This window comes from Microcoleus sp. S13_B4, from assembly GCF_036700885.1.
GTDB lineage: Bacteria > Cyanobacteriota > Cyanobacteriia > Cyanobacteriales > Microcoleaceae > Microcoleus.
In genome coordinates, this window is sequence record NZ_JAUBPU010000062.1 from 1 (window position 1) to 18,320 (window position 18,320).

Below are 18,320 nucleotides of genomic sequence, written 5' to 3' on the forward strand. Positions count from 1 at the left end.
ATTAATAATTAAATGGGGTCGCAAAATCAAAAATAAGGGTAATGCTTGTATCACAGTTTAAATGTGCAACAGCTTACGAGTATTTTTTAGTTGTTTTTCTAAAAATTCTACGCTTTCTTCAATTGTGATTTTTAAAATACGAGCCATAAAACGCACCATCAACGCTACCTCTCTATTATATGCAACTTCACATGAAATTGGTATTAGATTTACTCCACAGTTAAGTATGGCGCGTCAGCTAAGTGTTTTTGACAAAACGATTAATATTTTTACTGTGACGCACCTTATAGTTTTCTAATTTTTAATTATTATTTAAGCGCCCATGCCCGAATACTGCTTCAAACCCTGCCGCCAAAGCCAGCGGTTCCACACAAAAAACACCGCACCCCAACCCAGTATCACCAACAAACCGCGGCCTACATCTACGGGCAATCCGATCAAGATTGAAGCGGGAAAATGAATCAAATAAGGAAACGGCGTCCACAAAACTACTTCGCGCACGGGTGCAGGAAATACTTCTAGGGGTGCGATAAGTCCCGATAAAAACAGGTAAATTAAAGACCAGAATTGCTCGATCGCACTTGCCCTTTCCAGCCAAAAAGCAAACAGCGCAAAGGTATACTGTATCAAGAAACGCAAGCAAAAAGCCAAGACGATAACCAACAAAAATAGCAAAAACCTGCCCAAACTCGGCAGCCAAAAAGACTGCGGGTAAAGTGCAAAAAACAGCAGCACTAATCCCAATACAAAGGGCAGCCTGGCAAACCTTTCGGAAACGTGAGATGCGAAGTGGTGCCATACGGGATCGAGAGGCTGCAACAATTTATTAGATAGCGTGCCTTGCACTACTTCCTTTTCAAACTCCCAAATCACCCAAACTACATTTGTTTGCCTGACAATGAAAGTGGCTAAAAAATAACGGGTAAAGTCGATCGACTTCAGCCCAAATTGACCATTCTCGGCCGCCTGCATCCAAACGCCCATCAAGATAAAAGGCAAAGCTCCCGACAGCGCCCACACAAACAATTCTGCCCGGTATTCGAGCGCATAAGCGTAGTAGGTAACTAACAAAGTTTTAGCAATTTTGATGAATCGTGTCATATTAATTTGAGATCTTAAAGTGTTCAGTATTAAAGTTGCTAATGTGCATCATACAAGTAGAGTTTATGCGTAAATTTTTGTTACACTTTTCCCGTGCGGAAAACGCGACCAATTACCTCTTCAATGGGCGGGTCAGTAACAGTCAAATCTATCACTTCCAACTCCGCCAAAATCTTCGCTACGCTCACCGTCAGCTCTTCCCTTGTGACTAAAAACCGTACAGAATTTCCCTCAATAGATTCTACCTCGCCGTAAGCAAAAGCACTATCTTTTGCCAGCGGCTTAGCTAATTTTACCTGAACTTCCCGATAAGGTGCAAACCTGTCGAGCAATCCGTCCAAACTGCCATCATAAACTAATTGACCTTCATGGATTAACAAAACGCGCTTGCACAAAGCAGTAATGTCAGCCATGTAGTGGCTCGTCAACAGCACTGTTGCTTGATAGCGCTCGTTATATTCTCGCAGAAATTGCCTGACGCTAAACTGTGCGTTTATATCCAAACCTAAAGTCGGTTCATCTAAAAATAATACCTCCGGCTGGTGCAGTAGTGCGGCCATCAATTCAGCTTTCATGCGTTCGCCCAAAGACAGCTTTCGCACCGCCTGATTTAACTTGCCTTCTAGTGACAGCATCTCTGTCAATTCTCCGACTCGCCGCCGATAATCTGTATCGGGAATGCCGTAGACAGCAGCATTGATTCGCAGAGAGTCAAGCACTGGTAAATCCCAAATTAACTGCTGTTTCTGCCCCATGATTAAGGTGATTCTTTGCAGAAAATCTGCTTCGCGACGGAAAGGAGTACGATCGCACACTCTCACCGTACCCGCAGACGGATAAATCAAACCAGTCAGCATTTTCAGCGTAGTAGTTTTGCCCGCACCGTTAGCGCCGAGAAACCCCACGACTTCCCCCGGTTCAATACTGAAAGAAACGCCCTCAACAGCTTTAACATTGCGGTATGTGCGGTTAAAAAAGTGCCGCACTGTTCCTTTAAGTCCCGGTTCTTTAATCGCTACCGGATAAACTTTGCTCAAATCTTCAACTAAGATAATTGGCATCGGCTCAAATTTTAACTTTTATTTTAATCTAGGGTATTTCCATCAGGCTTGTGCCAAGATGTAGCGATCGAGCTGTGTAGTAGGGTGCGCCACCGATTGCTCGATCGCTCTGATGAAGTAACTGTGTTCTGGCGTACCCTACTCAGCTTTAGAATATTGCAAAATATCCACGCTCACATCGCACAAAGTTTACAACTATGGTACTCACGGCCGATAATTCAGGCATCTCTCGTTTGGTAGGAGACAATTCTTCTGAAAATATTACACTTACACCAGGACAACTTGCTAGTTTTTCTGGGGGACTTTGGATGCTGGGTGGCAATGATACTGTCAGGGGCTCGTCAGATGCAGAACGGATTTTCGGCAACGATGGTAAAGACAGTCTGTTAGGTGGTGTCGGGAATGATTCTATTTACGCCGGCAAAGATGATGACGATGTTTTGGGAGAAACGGGCGACGATTTCTTGACAGGAGATAGAAATAGCGATTTCCTTAATGGGGGTGCGGGAAATGATTTGCTGCGCGGTGGACAAGGTATTGATTTGTTAGTTGGCGGTGAAGGTAGTGATACTTTAATTGGCGACAGAGATGTGGATATTTACCAAGGTGGTGGCGGGAGCGATGTCTTTGTTTTTCGAGTCGATCAAGCGGGAAGCAGATTAGTTGGAATTGAAGTTTCGGACGCGGTAATTGTGGATTTTGATAAGTCTAGCGATTCGATTGGAATTAGTGTGGCATTTACCAGCAGCAATATCTCCTTGGAAGAGGTAAGTTATAGCTTGAATGATCCGAGACTGCTGCTGATAAATCCTGCAACTATAACCGGGGGAACGAGTTTGTTAGCCAAGGGCGGCATCTCGCAGCGAAGTCTCGATCCCGATGGCAACGGCCGTGTGGAAGCTACTAATATTAGATTCGGTTTTACTAATGCTTTGTTGGGTACCGTTTTGAATGTGACCCCAGCTGATTTAAACGGTCGTTTTATTAATGCTAATTCTTTGCTTTAATTAGTAAAGTGCGCCGTCCGCACCTTACTAATAACTAATGACTAATGACTCATAAGCAATTAGTCTCACAACTTGCCCTTTTCCATTGCCCACTGCATCAAACCGGGGAACAAACGATAAGCTTCCGAGGCCAAAAAAGCAGGGCCGACGGTAACTTCTGCACGCTGATTTTTCACAGCATCCCAAATAGCTTTAGCAATATCTTCTGGCTGAGTTGCCCAGTCAGATTTTAGCATTTGGCTCATTTTCTGGCGGCGCAATTCGACTCCCGGTTCGTCTCGATCGCGAAATTGAGCTCTTTCTAAAAAATCACTGTTAATCAGGCCCGGATGCACGGCGCAAACGTGAATACCTTGAGGCGCTAATTCCAATCGCAAACTTTCTGTTAAACCCGTTACTGCATATTTGCTGGCACAATAAGCAGTCATTTGAGGCAAAGGCATTTTGCCACCAATAGAACCAACATTGACTATTGTCCCTGTTTTTCGTTGCAAAAAATGTGGCAAAATTTCTTGAATTGTGTTAACGCATCCCCAAAAATTGGTATTCATTAATTGCTGCCAGTCTTCGGAGGTAGTGTGCTCGATCGCCCCCGTGAGACAAATGCCAGCATTGTTAACCAAAACATCGATGTTGCCACAGGCATCTAGGGCTTTTTGGACGATCGCGCGCACTTGTTGACTGTCGCCAACATCCCCCGGGATAGCGACAGCCGAAGTGCCTTCTCGCTGCACTTGAGCCGCTGCTGCTGCCAATCTCTCTGGCTGGCGAGCTACCATAACTACATCGTAACCTTTACTTGCAAATAAAATTGCTGTTGCTTTGCCGCTTCCTTGAGAAGCGCCTGTAATCAAAACTGTAGGAGCCATAGATAGTTATAAATTGTAAGTGGGTAATTTGTTTTTTGCGGTATTGAAACTATAACAGAGGTCAGGTAATTTTAGGCGCTATACATTAATAATTATTGAGTATAGAAATTTTTTGTGCTCCGGTAACGGGCTTTTTTTTAACGAACCGCGAAGGCGCGAAGGACACGAAGGAAGAGAGGAGAAGAGAAGAGGAAGAGTTGAGATTTGTGCAAAAATTGCTATGTATATATTACTTTAGGCAGTTACTAATTACCAATTATCCCCAAAATGAATCTTCCGAAACAAGCACCTAATTGGTCGATCGCCCTAGTGTTAATTATCGGCGTTTTAGCCGTCTCAACTTCCTCAATCTTAATTCGGCTGGCTAACTTTTCAGCAGGGGCGGGCGGTTTGGGTTTCAGTCTGGTACTCGCGGCCTCTCGCCTGACTTTATCTGCTTTAATTCTGCTTCCTGCTTGGCGGAAAATTCAGTGGAACGCCCTGCAACCGGGAGCTCGGCGCTATGCTGCTGCTGCGGGTTTGTGTCTCGCCCTGCATTTTGCGCTATGGATTACCTCACTTTCTTATACTTCGATCGCCGCCTCGACTGCTCTTGTCACCACTAATCCTGTGTGGGTAGCGCTGTTGTCGCGCTTCTGGTTCGGGGAAAAACTCAGCAAAATATCGATCGCTGGCATTACTATAGCGCTTGCTGGGGGAATGGCGATCGCTCTGGGAAGTGCGGGCGCAGCCGATGCTGGCAGCAGCCAACTGCTTGGCGATTTCCTGGCTCTGGCTGGTTCCTGGGCAGTCAGCTTGTATTTGCTGCTGGGGCGGGAAGCTCAGCGGCGGGGACTGGGAATTGGTGGCTATATCGCGATCGCCTATACTGTTGCTGCGATCGTCCTGCTGCCTCTCCCCTTCGCCTTCGGCACTACTTATACTAATTACCCAGACATTGTATATTTTTATATTTTGTTAACGGCCGCTTTGCCTCAGTTAGTCGGCCACACCATTTTGAACTGGGCCGTAGTGCAGATTTCCCCAACTCTGGTAACTCTTGCCATCTTGTTTGAACCGGTTGGGGCGAGTTGGTTGGGTTATTTGCTGTTTGGGGAAGTGCCGGCGCCGGCGGTACTCGCAGGTGCTGCGGTGCTGCTGTTGGGGGTAGCAACCGCTACCGTCGGAGCAAAAAAAATTACTGTCAACAGTTAAGAGTTAACATTTTTCAACATTGCCACTACCGTTGCCGTGAGTCAGAATAAAACAGATTAGGGCTTAAAAACAAAAATAACTCGTCGCTTAAATGTTGGTTCCAAACTATCAAATGTCTGACTAATCACTAATGACTAATGATACTCGGGTGCCTTTCGGAGAATAAAATTATGCTGCCAGAACAACTACAGCGGATCATCGGCTACTTTATCGAAGAAGCCACAGAACAGATCCAAATTATCGAACAAGGCTTGCCAGATCTGCAAAATACCGTGCCAGCTCCCCAAAGAATACACCAGCTCATCCGAGCCTCGCACTCGATTAAGGGGGGAGCAGCTATGCTTGGATTTAGCAGCATTCAGCGCATTGCTCATCGTTTGGAGGATTATTTAAAACTGCTCAGAGAATGTCCGATCGCCATTGATAGCAGGCTACAATCGCTCTTAACCGAAGTTTTTGATATTTTAGTAGCCCTCGTGTCCAAGGTTTCTAAGGGTTTTGGGCTCAACCACGAAGACGCAAACCAAATGCTCTCCCTCGCCGAACCGGTTTTTGACGAACTCGACGCTTACCTGAGATTGCGAATTCCCACTCGCCTGACTGTGAGAGCTACTACGGACGAACATATTCACGTTTTCTCCGGTTACTGCACCTCCCTGAGCGAATTTTCCTCGGCTATTGCTTCGCGCGTCGGTTTGCTGGGAGGCACTATTACCCGCCACGAGCAGGATAGCCAGGGCATACGCCTTTGTATTGACATTTACCTACCGCCTTACACTAGGATCGAAAACATCCGCCAAGGTGTCGAACTCTCCGGCGCTATTATCGGGACTGTTCAGACGCAGCGCGACTTTTCGCTGCTGGCGACTGCGGATTATCCGGTTTACCAAAGTGCGATCGAACCTCCCGCAATTTGCGTCGGATGTCGCTACTATTACGGCAGAAGCGACGGCGGCTACCTCCTCAACTGCACGATCCATCCCCGCGGCCCGGAAACAGAAGATTGTCGCGATCGCGAACCGGAATAACCGCTGAAAACTCAGCCTTGGGAAGTACGATTTGGCACCAGAACAACTTTCTTCTGAAACCAATATTTTCCCTCAAACCTTTCACATTAACCCCTGCCATTTTTTTTAGTTTCTAGAGAACTAAATCCTTCTTCCTTCTGAAAGCTCCCGTAAAAACTGATACCGCAACTCGAATTAATTGCATCATGCTTGCAGGATGAGCGATCGCCCAGACATTGATTGTCAGACAAGTGATTCCCATCACTAACAAGATGTATGTCGGAGGCATTACTACCCCGATCGCGAACCAGCTAAAAACGTGAAATATCATTGCTGTAGCCCAAAGGCTGGCGACCATTACAGACGCCCAAATTTGCATTCGAGGTCGGTTTATTCCTGTCAAAATCACTGTCTGCAAAGTAGTCAGCAAGTTTGCCGGAACTAAAAAGGCACAGATAGCTATGCAGTGGGTATGAGAAAACTCGATAACTGTATTGAAGTCGATCATCAGTCTAATTGTCGGGCCTGTTGGGTATACTTAAAGAGCTTAGCGTGACTTGACTTTCAGAGCTTGTCACCCTTACTTTAACTTAATATTTCAGTAAGTAGGCCGGTCTGAAGGCACAGTTTTCTCCCCCTTGTTATGCTGGCAAAATTATACCACAAATTTAATATATGTGAAAAAATATTAAACAGACTTGAAGAATGACAACAATTGCTGCCATAATTAACATCTGGGAGCGAACCTATAGAAGCTCCAAGTCCGTTAAATATCTAGAATGCCCGCGCAGGTGAAGCAGCAACACAACGGTAGGCTAATTTTCGACTCAATCATTTTGGACTCGCTGATTATCGGATGATTGATGGTCAGCTTCCATCAAGGGCTCAAGCTGTTAGGCGATCGAACAATATGATATTTTTAGGGAAAAGCTAATTTAATCTCGTATATAAAATCAATAGCACCATTTAGAAACTTTACAGCGGAAGATAAAGAAAATGGATCAACAAATCACAATTCCCGCACTTGAAGAAGTTGACTTGACCAACTGCGACAGAGAACCTATTCATATATCGGGGCACATTCAGCCACACGGAGTGCTACTTGTTGTACGAGAACCTGAACTAGAAATACTGCAAGTCAGCAAAAATACGCAAGATTTGTTAGGAGTAGATCCCGAAAGTGCGATCGGTCGAAATTTGAGCTTATTCTTCAATCGAGTTCAACTAAAAAAACTCAAGCTTTGTTTGTGTAATGAAAACTTAAAAACCGTTAATCCCATTAAACTCTCGGTCATCAACAAAGGTAAATATTTAGAATTTGACTGCATCCTCCACCGAGTAGAAGAAGTATTGATGGTCGAGTTGGAATTAGCCACAAGCCCAGAAAATCTTTCTGTTTTTAGTTTTTATCATTCAGTGAGAGCCACTGTCAGCAAAATTCAAAGCGCCCAAAATCTCAAGGAATTATCTCAAATAACTGTAGAAGAAGTCAGAAAAATATCGGGTTTTGATAGAGTGATGGTCTATCAATTTGACCACGAAGGGAACGGCGCTGTGATCGCTGAAGACAAAGCAGAAATGCTGAGTGCTTTCTTAGGATTAAACTACCCCAGTTCAGATATCCCCAAACAAGCCCGACAACTGTATACGTTAAATTGGCTGAGGTTAATCCCAGATATTAATTATCAACCCGTCCCCCTTGTGTCAGGAAACAATGCTGTTACCACCCAGCCCCGAAACCTCAGTTTCAGCGTGTTGAGAAGCGTTTCTCCCATTCACATAGAATACCTGCAAAATATGGGCGTTGCAGCTTCGATGTCAATCTCGTTAATCAAAGATAAAAAACTGTGGGGATTAATTGCTTGCCACAATTATACACCAAAATACCTCAACTATGAATTGCGCGCCGCCTGCGAATTTATCGGGCAAGTAATGTCCTTAGAACTGCAATCAAAAGAAGGAAACGAAGACTACGACTACAAACTACACTTGAAATCCATTCAAACCAAGATTTTTGAAGACATATCCACCTCCGAAAACTTGTCAGAAGTGTTAGTTAAATGTCAGCATAATTTGCTAGAAGCAGTCAACGCCCAGGGAGCCGCAATAATATTTGGAGACAATTGCTATCAAGTAGGGCAAACACCTCAAGGAGAAGCGCTCAAATACTTAACTAATTGGGTGCAAGAGCATTTAAATAAAGAAATTTTTTATACAGACTCGCTCACCACATTCTATCCAGAAGCTGAGGAATTTAAAGACACGGCCAGCGGCTGTTTAGCTATAGCAATATCGCCGACTCAGAAAATATACGTTTTGTGGTTTCGCCCCGAAGTAATTAAGACCGTAAATTGGGCGGGAAACCCCAACAAACCACTTGAAACCGATGAAGATGGCAACCCTCGACTGTCTCCTCGGAAATCCTTCGAGCTGTGGAAAGAAAATGTGAGGTACAAATCGTTGCCTTGGAAACAATGCGAAATAGACGCTGCATTGGAACTGAAAAAAGCAATGATTAATATAGTGCTGTGCCAAGTCGATAAACTCGAAAAATTAAATACCGCACTAGAAGCATCAGTCGCCAGAGAACGGGAAAAAAGTGCTAATTTAAAAACAGCGATGTCCGAGCTTAAGCGGGCGCAAACTCAATTGGTGCAAAGCGAAAGAATGTCAAGTTTGGGACAGTTGGTGGCGGCGGTAGCTTATGAAGTCACTAACCCGATTAACTTCATCTACGGCAATCTTAGCTATGCCAACGAATACAGTCAAAAAATGATTAATTTATTGCAGCTTTACGAGCAGCACTATCCGTCGCCTTCGCCCGAAATTCAAGCACAAATAGAAATAGCAGAATTAGAGTTTATAGTTGAAGACTTACCGAAGTTGCTGGGTTCAATGAAAGTAGGAGCTAACCGCATCCGCGAGATAGTTCAGTCGCTGCGAAATTTCTCTAGAATTGACGAAGCAGAGATTAAACCAGTTGACATTCACGACGGATTGGACAGCGCTTTGTTGATTTTGAGCAACCGACTCAAACCGAAGCCCGATCGCCCCGCAATTCATCTCATCAAAGAATATGGCTGTCTGCCTTTGGTTGAGTGTTACGCAGTTCAAATCAACCAAGTATTTATGAATGTACTGGCAAATGCAATTGATGCTCTCGAAGATGCCTTTGTCAACAATAATTTATCGTCGCACGGCGGGAACAAAGAAGAGCCAGTTAAGTACGGACAAATTCGGATTGTGACTGAACTTGGTCCCGGAGAAAAAGCCGTAGCAGTTCGGATCAAGGACAACGGTTGGGGCATGGAAGAAAAAGTTCGCCATAAAATTTTTGAGCCGTTTTTTACCACAAAACAGGTGGGCAAAGGTGCGGGGATAGGTTTGGCGATTAGCCACGAAATTGCGGTTGAACAACACGGTGGCAAATTGACTTGCATTTCAGCCCCCGGAGAGGGAAGCGAGTTGATTATTGAGATTCCCTTGAGCCAAACTCATCCTAAACCCATTGTGAAGTGAAAAAAGTCCGCGCTAGCGAATCTATGCCGAATGGTAGGGAATCGCCCAAATTCAAAAATCGAAAATTCGATTAAAATACAAAAGCAGCTAAGTAGATTTGAGCCAATTCAGAGGAAGCTAGTATGACTGAAAAAAAAACCGCCCAATGGGATGCCGGCCGGTTTCTCAAAACCTTGGCTTATTTCGGCGTCATTCCCTTCATTGGCAGCATTAGCTGGCTGCAACAACTCTTTGGAAGCAGCAGCAAAACTAAAAAAGACCAACCCAAACTGATACTGGTAGCCGGTGCCACCGGCGGCGTCGGGAAGCGAGTTGTCAAGCGGCTACAACAGCGGGGATATAAAGTACGCTGCCTCGTCAGAGATGCTAAAAGAGCAACAGAAATTCTCGACAAAAATGTCGAATTAGTCGAAGGAGATATCACTCTGCCAGAGACGCTAACACCGCTAGTAACCGAGGGCGTGGAAGCAGTTATCTGCTGCACCGGCACCAAAGTTCAACCAGTAGAAGGAGACACCCCAAGCAGGGAAAAATACTATCAAGGCATCAAATTTTATATGCCGGAAGTTGTGGATGTTCCCGAAATAGTCGAATACAAAGGCCTTAATAATTTAGTCCAAGCTGTTCGCCGTCAGCTAATTCAAGCAGGCGACAAAACAATTTTTGACTTCACAAAACCAAGCCAAGATTTAAAAGAAACTTGGGGTGCCCTGGACGACATCGTGATGGGCGGCACTAGCGAAAGTTCGATCGTACTCACAGACAATACAGCTATATTCACAGGCAATGTTTCTACTGCCAACTCGGGCGGCTTTGCTTCGGTGCGTACCCGCAACTTCGATCCTCCGCTCAATCTCACAGGATTTAGCGGCCTCCACCTGCGCGTCAAAGGGGACGGCAAGCGCTACAAATTGATTGTTCGCAACGAAGCTAAATGGGATGGAATTGGCTATTGCTATTCGTTTGATACTGTTTACAATACCTGGATTACTATCACCGTTCCTTTTGATGAGTTAATTCCAGTATTCCGCGCCAAAACTGTTAAGGATGGCTCTAAATTTGATGGCAGCAGTATTTTTTCTTTTCAGTTAATGTTGAGCAAGTTTGAATATGACGGCGCGCTAAACCCGAAATTTACACCGGGTATTTTTCAACTGGAGTTAGAATCTGTTAAAGCTTATGGGCGACCGACTTTGCCGCGATTTGTGATGGTGAGTTCGGCAGGAGTTACCCGCCCGGGCCGCCCTGGAATTAACTTGGAAGAAGAACCGCCTGCTGTCAGGATGAATGATATGTTGGGGGGGATTTTGACTTGGAAGTTGAAAGGGGAAGATTGTGTGCGATCGAGCGGCATACCTTATACTGTGGTCAGACCTTGCGCTTTGACTGAAGAACCGGGAGGCAAAGCTTTAATATTTGAGCAAGGAGACAATATTAGGGGCAAAGTCAGTCGGGAAGATATAGCAGAATTGTGCGTGGAGGCTTTGGAACAACCTCAAGCTTGCAACGTTACTTTTGAGGTGAAAGAGGGGGAAAATGGCAGTCCTCCCGGAGACTGGCAGGCTTTGTTTTCTGGAGTTAAATAACATATCGCACTTCTTAGTAAAATGAGGTACGCTTGGTGATTGGTAATTGGTAATTGCTAATTGAGAAAAAGGCTCTCGCCGGCCAGCATACCTCACTTATTTGAGAAATGCTATGTGATAACCAATATTGAGTAAGATTAAATGAACCGCGAAGACGCAAAGGACGCGAAGGAAGAGAAAGAGAAAGATACAGTTCTTCCTTCGTACTCTTCGCGTCTTCGCGGTTTAATCATTCCGATGTAACGGGATTTGGTATGATGAGTAAAACAATCACCAATAACTAATAACCAATAACTAATAACTAATTTATGTCTGTGACTTTTTCCCGACGCTATTTGACGCCTTATTTGTTTTTACTTCCGGCTTTGTTTATTTTGAGTTTGACTGTTTTGTGGCCGGCGGTGCAAGCTTTTTATTTGAGTTTTACTAATTACGAATATGATTTAACTCAAATGCCGCAGTGGGTGGGGTTGAAGAATTTTTACAGGTTGTGGGGCGATCGCACATTTTGGCAAACTTTGACGAATACGCTGCTGTATCTCACCTGCGTTGTGCCTGTATTGGTTGTTGTGCCGTTGGGAATGGCGATTTTGTGCAACCAAAAGCTTAAGGGGATGAACTGGTTTCGAGCCGCATACTACACGCCAGCGGTGATTTCAATGGTTGTCGCCGGAATTGCTTGGAAGTGGCTGTTTGCTGAGACTGGACTGCTGAATCAGTTGGGGGAATTGTTGGGTTTACCTCCTGTTTCTTGGCTGGCTAATCCGAAGTTAGCAATCTTTAGCGTCATGGCAGTTACTATCTGGAAAGGATTGGGCTATTACATGGTGATTTATTTAGCAGGGCTGCAAGCTATTCCGGCAGAACTTTATGAGGCGGCTGCTATTGATGGTTCTGATGGTTTGGGAAAGCACTGGGATATTACTGTGCCGCTGATGAAGCCTTATTTAGTTTTAGTTGCGGTGATTTCGGCGATTTCTGCTACTAAGGTTTTTGAAGAAGTTTATATTATGACTCAGGGCGGGCCTCGCAATAGTTCTAAGACTGTTGTTTATTATCTGTACGAACGGGCTTTTAAGGATTTGGAAATTGGCTATGCTTGTACGATCGGGCTGGTTTTGTTTTTGCTAATTTTGGGTTTGTCGATTTTGCAAGTTAGTCTTCAGGGTTTGGCTCGCAATGATTAAGATTGGTGACTGATTAGGGCGGACGCAATCGGGGCATCATAAACTCGGTTTCTCGTTCTCACTCCTGTTTCTCCTAGGACTTTATTACATTCAGAAACCGGGTTTATTGCTCTAATTTCTACTAATTTTAGGCTGGAATCTCGAAGTAATGCGATCGCTCACGGCTTTGGGCAGGTCTTATTGGCGAAATCACAGCTATAAATATAGGGTTTCTGCCAGTTCAGAGGAATTTGCAATAAATCCCTGGTTCCGGTCATTCCCTGTCCCAGAAAGAGCAGCACAGCGATCGAGTTCAAGATTACATGGATAGTGCGCCAGCGATTTGAGCGGTCTTTGTAAATGTCTTGAATGATGGCAAGGGAGAAAACCATAATTAGGGCAGCGGTGAGGCCAATGTAGTAGTGAGACCAATACCATTCATTAGTTAGCCGATAAACGCCATCTTGAGTGCCAAGAATCACCAAACCAGTACCTGTTAGGGTGGCAAATATGCCGCGCCATAAAGCGGGTGTAGCTCGATATAGCATGACCAAAGAGGCGATCGTAGCAACAAACATCAGCACAATGAAAATGACCTGAAACGAGTTTTTGCTCCAAACATCCTTGCTCCAAATATGCTCAAAAATCGGGTAGGCTAGACCCAACAACGTCACTCCTACCACAGAACCTGACAGAATTCGACCTGCTTTGACGTGTTCTGAACCGACTACAGGTGGAATTTTGCTCTTGGTGTCGATCGCAATTTGCTTGCGACGCTGCATAGTTTGCCACGCCATATTCAGAACAACACCAAGCATAGGAAAAACAATCGCTACAGCTAAAATAGGATGCAGCAAGGCCAGAAAATCTTTAAATTCCATACAGCACCTTTTTGTTGAGGAGGGTTGGCTTCATTAACCCTGTTTTTGCTATACATAATATCATACCCGGTGATCTAATTATAGTAAGTTTGTAGTCAGGACTAATAGCGATTATTCAAACGCATAGAGAGGGCTAAAGTCCTGAATACAAACACGCTTTATGAGGGGTAATTCACCAGAAATTTTGAGCAATAAGAAGATATAGCAGTTGTCTATTGTGTGAGGTACAGCTTTCTGAATTACGCAAGAGCAATTACAATTACCTTGTTCTCAGGCAAATGAAAACTGCTCGCTATAATGTCAGTGTCGGTTAGCCACTAATTCCCTGCATCACTTTGAGCCTATATGTTACTAGCCTTTCAGTATTGAATAACTCCTAGCAGGAGTGAAATCACGTCTGCGCCGAACTCAACCAAATGACCCGGACAAGTTATAATTTGAAGACCTAATTTGGAACGGTTTAACCCCTGAAGTTTATCGAGGCAGTCAACTAATTGAACTCACTGCCAAAAAGTTTCATTTGTTATAATTTCTGCTACGAAATCCCCGTCAAGTGATTAGCAGCGACCGAATTCTAGAAAAAGTCTGGGGTTACGATTTTATGAGCGAGTCAAACATTATTGAAGTGTATATTCGTGCGTTACGGATTAAGTTAGAAGCAAGGAACTCAAAACGCCTGCTGCATACTGCTCAGGGAGTTGGATACGTGTTGCGAGAGCAAAAGTCATGAGGGGCGGATTTACAAATACTTGGCCGAAAAGTATAAATAAATACTGGTGAACCCGCTCCTATTATAATACCTATTTTTTGAGTAAAAAATAGACTTAGAAATCCGGTCGTTCCTGATAATCTTCCGCAGAACTAGGGTCTAATTCCCAGCGACTTTCATCTCGATGTTCAAGCATATTTGTTGTGTTCAAAATAGCGCCATCCGCCATCTCTATGCCCGCAGCCGCTCCCAGTTCGTCAACCATATCCAGGTCTGGAGTAGGCGCGGTTCCGCCCACCGATTGCTCGCCAGTGGCACTTTCTTGTTCCGCAGCAGGATCGCCATCCTCGCCGCCGATTTGGGCACTGGTGGAAGAGTAGTCCGAACTGCTGTCCTGCAGGGTTGTTATGTCGTCTTGGCTCAATCCCGGTTGATCGATGACGCCGGTACCGTAAGATTCGGTAATTTCTTGAGGCAATTCGCCCAAATTATCGCGTTCAGTTGTTTTTTTTGCGTTGCCTTTTTTTTGCTGTGCCACGATACTTGCTCCTGTTTGTTTTTGAACTTAATTAAATTAAAAATATCCAAATTAGGCTTTAGCTGAATTGTTTTTATTAATTGCCATTGGCTATAATTAAGTAGTATGATAATTGCTATTTAAGCTTTTAGCTTCTCTCCCAGGAAATATATTGCTTCCGCTCGGCTATTTCATTGGGAATACAAAAAGCGATCGCCCTTTTGCAACGGGCGATCGCTTTTTAATTAGGAGGCTAATTCTATTCGGGAAAATCAGGAATTATCCATTTCGGGGGTTCCGTCCGTTTCCTTCTCACCGCTTCCTCTGCTATTTCTAGCATTTTATCCAGAGAAGTATTTTCAATAAAGTTGGACGTTGCTTCTGCGTATTCCCGCTTCGGGCACTTGTCGCCCAGAACGCAGCCATTGACGCAAGCTACAGCACAATCGACAGTGTTCTCCACCATAACTTTTTTCCTTTCACGGTTCCAACAACTAGCAGGCAGATGCTCTGGGTTAATTTGTCAAGAGACTGCCCTATATCTTTATTTTACTTCACAAATTGTAATCAAAGGTCGATCGCCAGCGCAAAACTGTTATAAAATCAAAGCAACCTACCTAATCTGCCGATCGTGAGTAATTTTCTGCGGCGCTTAAAACTTTTACCTTGGCGAGAAATGCTGCAAATGGCCGCCCTCGTCAACTGCATCGTGATTGGAGTGGAGCTATTTTTAGCCTGGGGTTTCACGCAATCGCGGGCAATCCGCAACGGGGTGACGCTTCTCTACGGTTCCTCCCTCGGGATATTGATACCTTTTGCAGCAGCAGTGGGAATGGGAGCTTTAGCAGTGTACTTTTTAGAGTATTGGCAACAACAATTTTTGCTCAACCGAAGTAGTTTGTGGGTTTTAGTTTTGTGCGTATTCTTGGGTTTGGTGTTAAAGTCATTCCTACCCATACCTCCATTATTAGCAAGTGTATCGGAAGCTGCACTAATCGGAGTTACGGTGGGAGTTTTTTGGAAGGGTCGGCCTTATTGGCGATAGTCATTAGTCAGTAGTTAGTAGTCATTAGTCATTAGCCCATATGGTGAGCTATGACATACTATTACACAAAGCAGTAGTAGGACGCACCTTACCGCTAACTATTAACTAATGACCAATGACCAATGACTAAAAATTATGGCAGCCAAAAATCAGGAATGAAGGTTTTAGTCAAACTGCGAGTAAACTGATTAATCTTTCTCCCGATTTGAATGTGCGGTTCGTCAGCTTCCACGGGAATAATTGTCGCTTTGTTCCCAAGTCCAAAACGCGAAATTACCAAATTTGCCGCCTCCAAACCAGTAACATAAGCCTTTTCCTGCGACCAAGAACCGTGACGGGTCACAACCCAATCGCCGCTCATGAATACATTATCATAACTTGTTACTGCCGGCAACAAATACTGATAGCTGCCAGGGGCAAAATGCGTCACCGCCCGCGACAGCCTAATCGCGCTGCTGTCGATTACTTTTGCCTCCCGAAAAGCCGGAATGCAAGTCGCTAAATCGCGCTGAACTAAGGAAACAATTTCCTCATCTTTCAGGGGAATTAATTGATTGGCGTGATAAAAGTCAGCTTCGACAACTGTTCCGGGTTCGTCTCGAAATTCGTCGTGCAAAGCATTCAAATCAAAAAACGTCCAACCTGTAGTTGAACTAAATCCAAAACAGGCATTAGAAGGCAATGGAATGTCAATTTTTCGGTCAAACCACAGGCGAACAGCTAACACGTCAACTGCACCCAAATTCATCGCGTCCCGAAACTCTTGGCGACTTTGCAAAGCTGGGCTGCTGCTGATAATTTTTTGCATTCCCGTGACGCCAACTGCAAAAATAACTGCATCTGCCTCGAAGGTTTTTTCGCCGCAAACAACGCCTGTTGCTCGGTTGTTGCTGTCAACTATTAAGTCAGTAACTCGCTGCTGTGTCAATACTTTTGCGCCTAGTTTTTCCAGGATATCGACCCAGGGGCGAAAGATTTTTTCTCCCACAGTTCCGCGACACCAAACTACATCAAAATCCGGTTGGTGTGCTAATATGAAATAATAAAGCATTCCTAAAGCTGCGGCAGCAGAACATTGTTCTCCGGGTGCAAATAAGCCTACTAACAACATCGGCTCAAAAGCATCCCTGTACAATCTTGCAGAAACGCCGAACTGTTTGAATAGTTCGCGGGCTGTGACGCGATCGTACCTGCGCCAAGCTTCGTCGGAATTGTCGAAATCTAGGACGGCGTAGAGTAAGGGCAAGGCTGAAAGCCGATCGACTAATGGCAGCCTTTTAAATCGCGTGTAAAGAAAGGTTCCTAACGGTGTGGGAAGTCGCAGTTCGTCCTGAAAAATCGGCGATTCTACTTCCAATCCTGCTGGTGAATACTGACAAGAACGAGTCCAAGGTGTGAAGGGATTGAGTCCTAATTCCTTGACTAAGGAAAAGATATTTTTGTAAGGGTACCAGAAGCCATGAATGCCTGCTTCTACGGAACGCCCGCCGGCGGTTTTCCACCCTGCAACTAAGCCACCCGGATAGGGGCCAGCTTCTAGCAGGGTGACATCATAGCCTTGCTGCGCTAGGTGATAGGTAGCGCCTAAACCTGCCCATCCTGCACCGACGACGACTATTTTTGGGGTTGACGATTCTGCTGACATTGCGTACCTCTGGATAATTTATTAATGATGACATAATTCATAAAATCCGGATTTGATATAAAATGTGTTGAATTAGGTGCTAAATTTCCCTTGAGTAAATAATGAGTGTCAAAAACCGCCAGCAGACTAACCTGTTGCTGCTCTTATTTCCCGCTACCGCATGGCTGATGGTTTTCTTCATTTTGCCAGTGCTAATTGTACTTTTGTACAGTTTCTTAGAACGCGGTACTTACGGCGGCGTTACTTGGATATTTACTCTCAGCAACTACCAGCGTTTGTTCAGCGGACTTTTCTTAGGAGTAATTGGGCGATCGCTCTGGCTGGCTTTTCTGACAACCGCCGCTTGCTTGTTAGTTGGCTATCCCCTGGCATTCTTCATCGCCACCCGTTCTCCCCGCTGGCGCAATGCTTTGCTTTTGCTGGTAATTATTCCATTTTGGACTAACTTTTTAGTGAGAACCTACGCCTGGATAATACTCCTGCGTAGCGAAGGAGTAGTTAACACAGCCTTGCAAAGCTTGCAAATTATTAGCGAACCGTTAAACTTGCTTTTTACGCCTTTCGCAGTGGCGCTCGGTCTTATTTACGGCTATTTACCTTTCATGGTTCTGCCTTTATATTCTAGCATAGAACGCTTCAATTTTTCATTGGTAGAAGCCGCTCACGATTTAGGGGCAAATGACATTCGTACTTTTTGGCGCGTATTTTTACCATTAACAAGCCGTGGCATTGTGGCAGGTTCGATTCTGGTTTTTGTTCCCGCAGTCGGCGCTTTCATTACACCGGATATATTGGGCGGTTCTAAAACAGTTATGGTGGGAAATTTGATTCAAAATCAGTTTATGAAAGCTCGCGACTGGCCTTTTGGATCGGCGCTTTCTATGCTGTTGACGGTAATCATATTGATTCCTGTGTTAATTTACTTCCGCGTGTCTGACGAAACTTAATAAGGTAAGGTATACACGAATCGTTGCACCCTGCGTTTAGGTTAAGATGCGCTAATGATTAATGAC

At 44.6% G+C, this 18,320-nt stretch carries 17 protein-coding genes; 9 read left to right on the forward strand and 8 right to left on the reverse strand.

Annotation, left to right across the window (positions count from 1 at the left end):
• Nucleotides 1-312 precede the first annotated feature (312 nt).
• Both QT994_RS22965 and QT994_RS22970 read right to left on the reverse strand, forming a co-directional pair.
• Complete coding sequence (locus QT994_RS22965) at nucleotides 313-1,101, reverse strand: ABC-2 family transporter protein (RefSeq protein ID WP_333178586.1); 789 nt, start codon at nucleotides 1,099-1,101, stop codon at nucleotides 313-315.
• Nucleotides 1,102-1,181: 80 nt separating this feature from the next.
• Entirely contained in the window at nucleotides 1,182-2,162 is a 981-nt protein-coding gene (locus tag QT994_RS22970; RefSeq protein ID WP_333050729.1) for an ATP-binding cassette domain-containing protein, read from the reverse strand.
• A 197-nt stretch (nucleotides 2,163-2,359) separates the two neighbouring features.
• Between QT994_RS22970 and QT994_RS22975 the strand changes: the two genes are divergently transcribed.
• A complete protein-coding gene (locus QT994_RS22975) occupies nucleotides 2,360-3,169 on the forward strand; it encodes a calcium-binding protein (RefSeq protein ID WP_333178588.1) in 810 nt (269 codons plus the stop codon).
• 65 nt (nucleotides 3,170-3,234) lie between these two features.
• On the opposite strand, the gene QT994_RS22980 is transcribed toward QT994_RS22975, so the two are convergent.
• Nucleotides 3,235-4,038, reverse strand: coding sequence for an SDR family oxidoreductase (locus tag QT994_RS22980; protein WP_333178591.1), 804 nt, complete (start codon nucleotides 4,036-4,038; stop codon nucleotides 3,235-3,237).
• A gap of 267 nt (nucleotides 4,039-4,305) precedes the next feature.
• On the opposite strand from QT994_RS22980, the gene QT994_RS22985 reads away from it, so the two are divergent.
• Together QT994_RS22985 and QT994_RS22990 are read left to right on the forward strand one after the other, a co-directional pair.
• Nucleotides 4,306-5,232 carry a DMT family transporter gene (locus QT994_RS22985; RefSeq protein ID WP_333178595.1) on the forward strand — a complete coding sequence of 309 codons (927 nt, stop codon included), beginning with the start codon at nucleotides 4,306-4,308 and terminating at the stop codon, nucleotides 5,230-5,232.
• A 170-nt stretch (nucleotides 5,233-5,402) separates the two neighbouring features.
• Nucleotides 5,403-6,260, forward strand: a complete 858-nt coding sequence (locus QT994_RS22990; protein WP_333178598.1) for an Hpt domain-containing protein — start codon at nucleotides 5,403-5,405, stop codon at nucleotides 6,258-6,260.
• Between the two features lie 112 nt (nucleotides 6,261-6,372).
• Here the strand turns inward: QT994_RS22990 and QT994_RS22995 are convergent, their stop codons facing one another.
• Nucleotides 6,373-6,747, reverse strand: a complete 375-nt coding sequence (locus QT994_RS22995; protein WP_333046917.1) for a hypothetical protein — start codon at nucleotides 6,745-6,747, stop codon at nucleotides 6,373-6,375.
• A gap of 488 nt (nucleotides 6,748-7,235) precedes the next feature.
• Here QT994_RS22995 and QT994_RS23000 point away from each other — a divergent pair, with 488 nt between their 5' ends.
• The 3 genes from QT994_RS23000 (at nucleotide 7,236) to QT994_RS23010 (ending at nucleotide 12,531) form a co-directional block, all read left to right on the forward strand.
• Nucleotides 7,236-9,758 carry an ATP-binding protein gene (locus tag QT994_RS23000; protein WP_333178601.1) on the forward strand — a complete coding sequence of 841 codons (2,523 nt, stop codon included), beginning with the start codon at nucleotides 7,236-7,238 and terminating at the stop codon, nucleotides 9,756-9,758.
• A gap of 122 nt (nucleotides 9,759-9,880) precedes the next feature.
• Nucleotides 9,881-11,344, forward strand: coding sequence for a CIA30 family protein (locus QT994_RS23005; protein WP_333178604.1), 1,464 nt, complete (start codon nucleotides 9,881-9,883; stop codon nucleotides 11,342-11,344).
• A 308-nt stretch (nucleotides 11,345-11,652) separates the two neighbouring features.
• Entirely contained in the window at nucleotides 11,653-12,531 is an 879-nt protein-coding gene (locus QT994_RS23010; protein WP_333178606.1) for a sugar ABC transporter permease, read from the forward strand.
• A 158-nt stretch (nucleotides 12,532-12,689) separates the two neighbouring features.
• Here QT994_RS23010 and QT994_RS23015 read toward each other — a convergent pair whose 3' ends face one another.
• Entirely contained in the window at nucleotides 12,690-13,391 is a 702-nt protein-coding gene (locus QT994_RS23015) for a DUF4079 domain-containing protein (protein WP_333178608.1), read from the reverse strand.
• A 532-nt stretch (nucleotides 13,392-13,923) separates the two neighbouring features.
• Here QT994_RS23015 and QT994_RS23020 point away from each other — a divergent pair.
• Nucleotides 13,924-14,121, forward strand: a complete 198-nt coding sequence (locus QT994_RS23020) for a winged helix-turn-helix domain-containing protein (RefSeq protein WP_333178644.1) — start codon at nucleotides 13,924-13,926, stop codon at nucleotides 14,119-14,121.
• A gap of 94 nt (nucleotides 14,122-14,215) precedes the next feature.
• On the opposite strand, the gene QT994_RS23025 is transcribed toward QT994_RS23020, so the two are convergent.
• Both QT994_RS23025 and QT994_RS23030 read right to left on the reverse strand, forming a co-directional pair.
• A complete protein-coding gene (locus tag QT994_RS23025) occupies nucleotides 14,216-14,638 on the reverse strand; it encodes a DUF6335 family protein (protein WP_333178611.1) in 423 nt (140 codons plus the stop codon).
• A 238-nt stretch (nucleotides 14,639-14,876) separates the two neighbouring features.
• On the reverse strand, nucleotides 14,877-15,083 hold the full coding sequence (locus QT994_RS23030) for a hypothetical protein (protein ID WP_190740439.1): 207 nt from the start codon (nucleotides 15,081-15,083) through the stop codon (nucleotides 14,877-14,879).
• 165 nt (nucleotides 15,084-15,248) lie between these two features.
• Between QT994_RS23030 and QT994_RS23035 the strand changes: the two genes are divergently transcribed.
• A complete protein-coding gene (locus QT994_RS23035; protein ID WP_333178614.1) occupies nucleotides 15,249-15,662 on the forward strand; it encodes a peptide chain release factor 1 in 414 nt (137 codons plus the stop codon).
• A 133-nt stretch (nucleotides 15,663-15,795) separates the two neighbouring features.
• Here the strand turns inward: QT994_RS23035 and QT994_RS23040 are convergent, their stop codons facing one another.
• Nucleotides 15,796-17,307, reverse strand: coding sequence for an FAD-dependent oxidoreductase (locus tag QT994_RS23040; protein WP_333178617.1), 1,512 nt, complete (start codon nucleotides 17,305-17,307; stop codon nucleotides 15,796-15,798).
• A 101-nt stretch (nucleotides 17,308-17,408) separates the two neighbouring features.
• Between QT994_RS23040 and QT994_RS23045 the strand changes: the two genes are divergently transcribed.
• Complete coding sequence (locus tag QT994_RS23045) at nucleotides 17,409-18,254, forward strand: ABC transporter permease (protein WP_333178619.1); 846 nt, start codon at nucleotides 17,409-17,411, stop codon at nucleotides 18,252-18,254.
• Nucleotides 18,255-18,320: the final 66 nt, after the last annotated feature.

Coding starts and splice junctions, on each gene's coding strand:
- QT994_RS22965 (WP_333178586.1), bottom strand. CDS start 1,101: ATGACACGATTCATCAAAATTGCTAAAACTTTGTTAGTTACCTACTAC.
- QT994_RS22970 (WP_333050729.1), bottom strand. CDS start 2,162: ATGCCAATTATCTTAGTTGAAGATTTGAGCAAAGTTTATCCGGTAGCG.
- QT994_RS22975 (WP_333178588.1), top strand. CDS start 2,360: ATGGTACTCACGGCCGATAATTCAGGCATCTCTCGTTTGGTAGGAGAC.
- QT994_RS22980 (WP_333178591.1), bottom strand. CDS start 4,038: ATGGCTCCTACAGTTTTGATTACAGGCGCTTCTCAAGGAAGCGGCAAA.
- QT994_RS22985 (WP_333178595.1), top strand. CDS start 4,306: ATGAATCTTCCGAAACAAGCACCTAATTGGTCGATCGCCCTAGTGTTA.
- QT994_RS22990 (WP_333178598.1), top strand. CDS start 5,403: ATGCTGCCAGAACAACTACAGCGGATCATCGGCTACTTTATCGAAGAA.
- QT994_RS22995 (WP_333046917.1), bottom strand. CDS start 6,747: ATGATCGACTTCAATACAGTTATCGAGTTTTCTCATACCCACTGCATA.
- QT994_RS23000 (WP_333178601.1), top strand. CDS start 7,236: ATGGATCAACAAATCACAATTCCCGCACTTGAAGAAGTTGACTTGACC.
- QT994_RS23005 (WP_333178604.1), top strand. CDS start 9,881: ATGACTGAAAAAAAAACCGCCCAATGGGATGCCGGCCGGTTTCTCAAA.
- QT994_RS23010 (WP_333178606.1), top strand. CDS start 11,653: ATGTCTGTGACTTTTTCCCGACGCTATTTGACGCCTTATTTGTTTTTA.
- QT994_RS23015 (WP_333178608.1), bottom strand. CDS start 13,391: ATGGAATTTAAAGATTTTCTGGCCTTGCTGCATCCTATTTTAGCTGTA.
- QT994_RS23030 (WP_190740439.1), bottom strand. CDS start 15,083: ATGGTGGAGAACACTGTCGATTGTGCTGTAGCTTGCGTCAATGGCTGC.
- QT994_RS23040 (WP_333178617.1), bottom strand. CDS start 17,307: ATGTCAGCAGAATCGTCAACCCCAAAAATAGTCGTCGTCGGTGCAGGA.
- QT994_RS23045 (WP_333178619.1), top strand. CDS start 17,409: ATGAGTGTCAAAAACCGCCAGCAGACTAACCTGTTGCTGCTCTTATTT.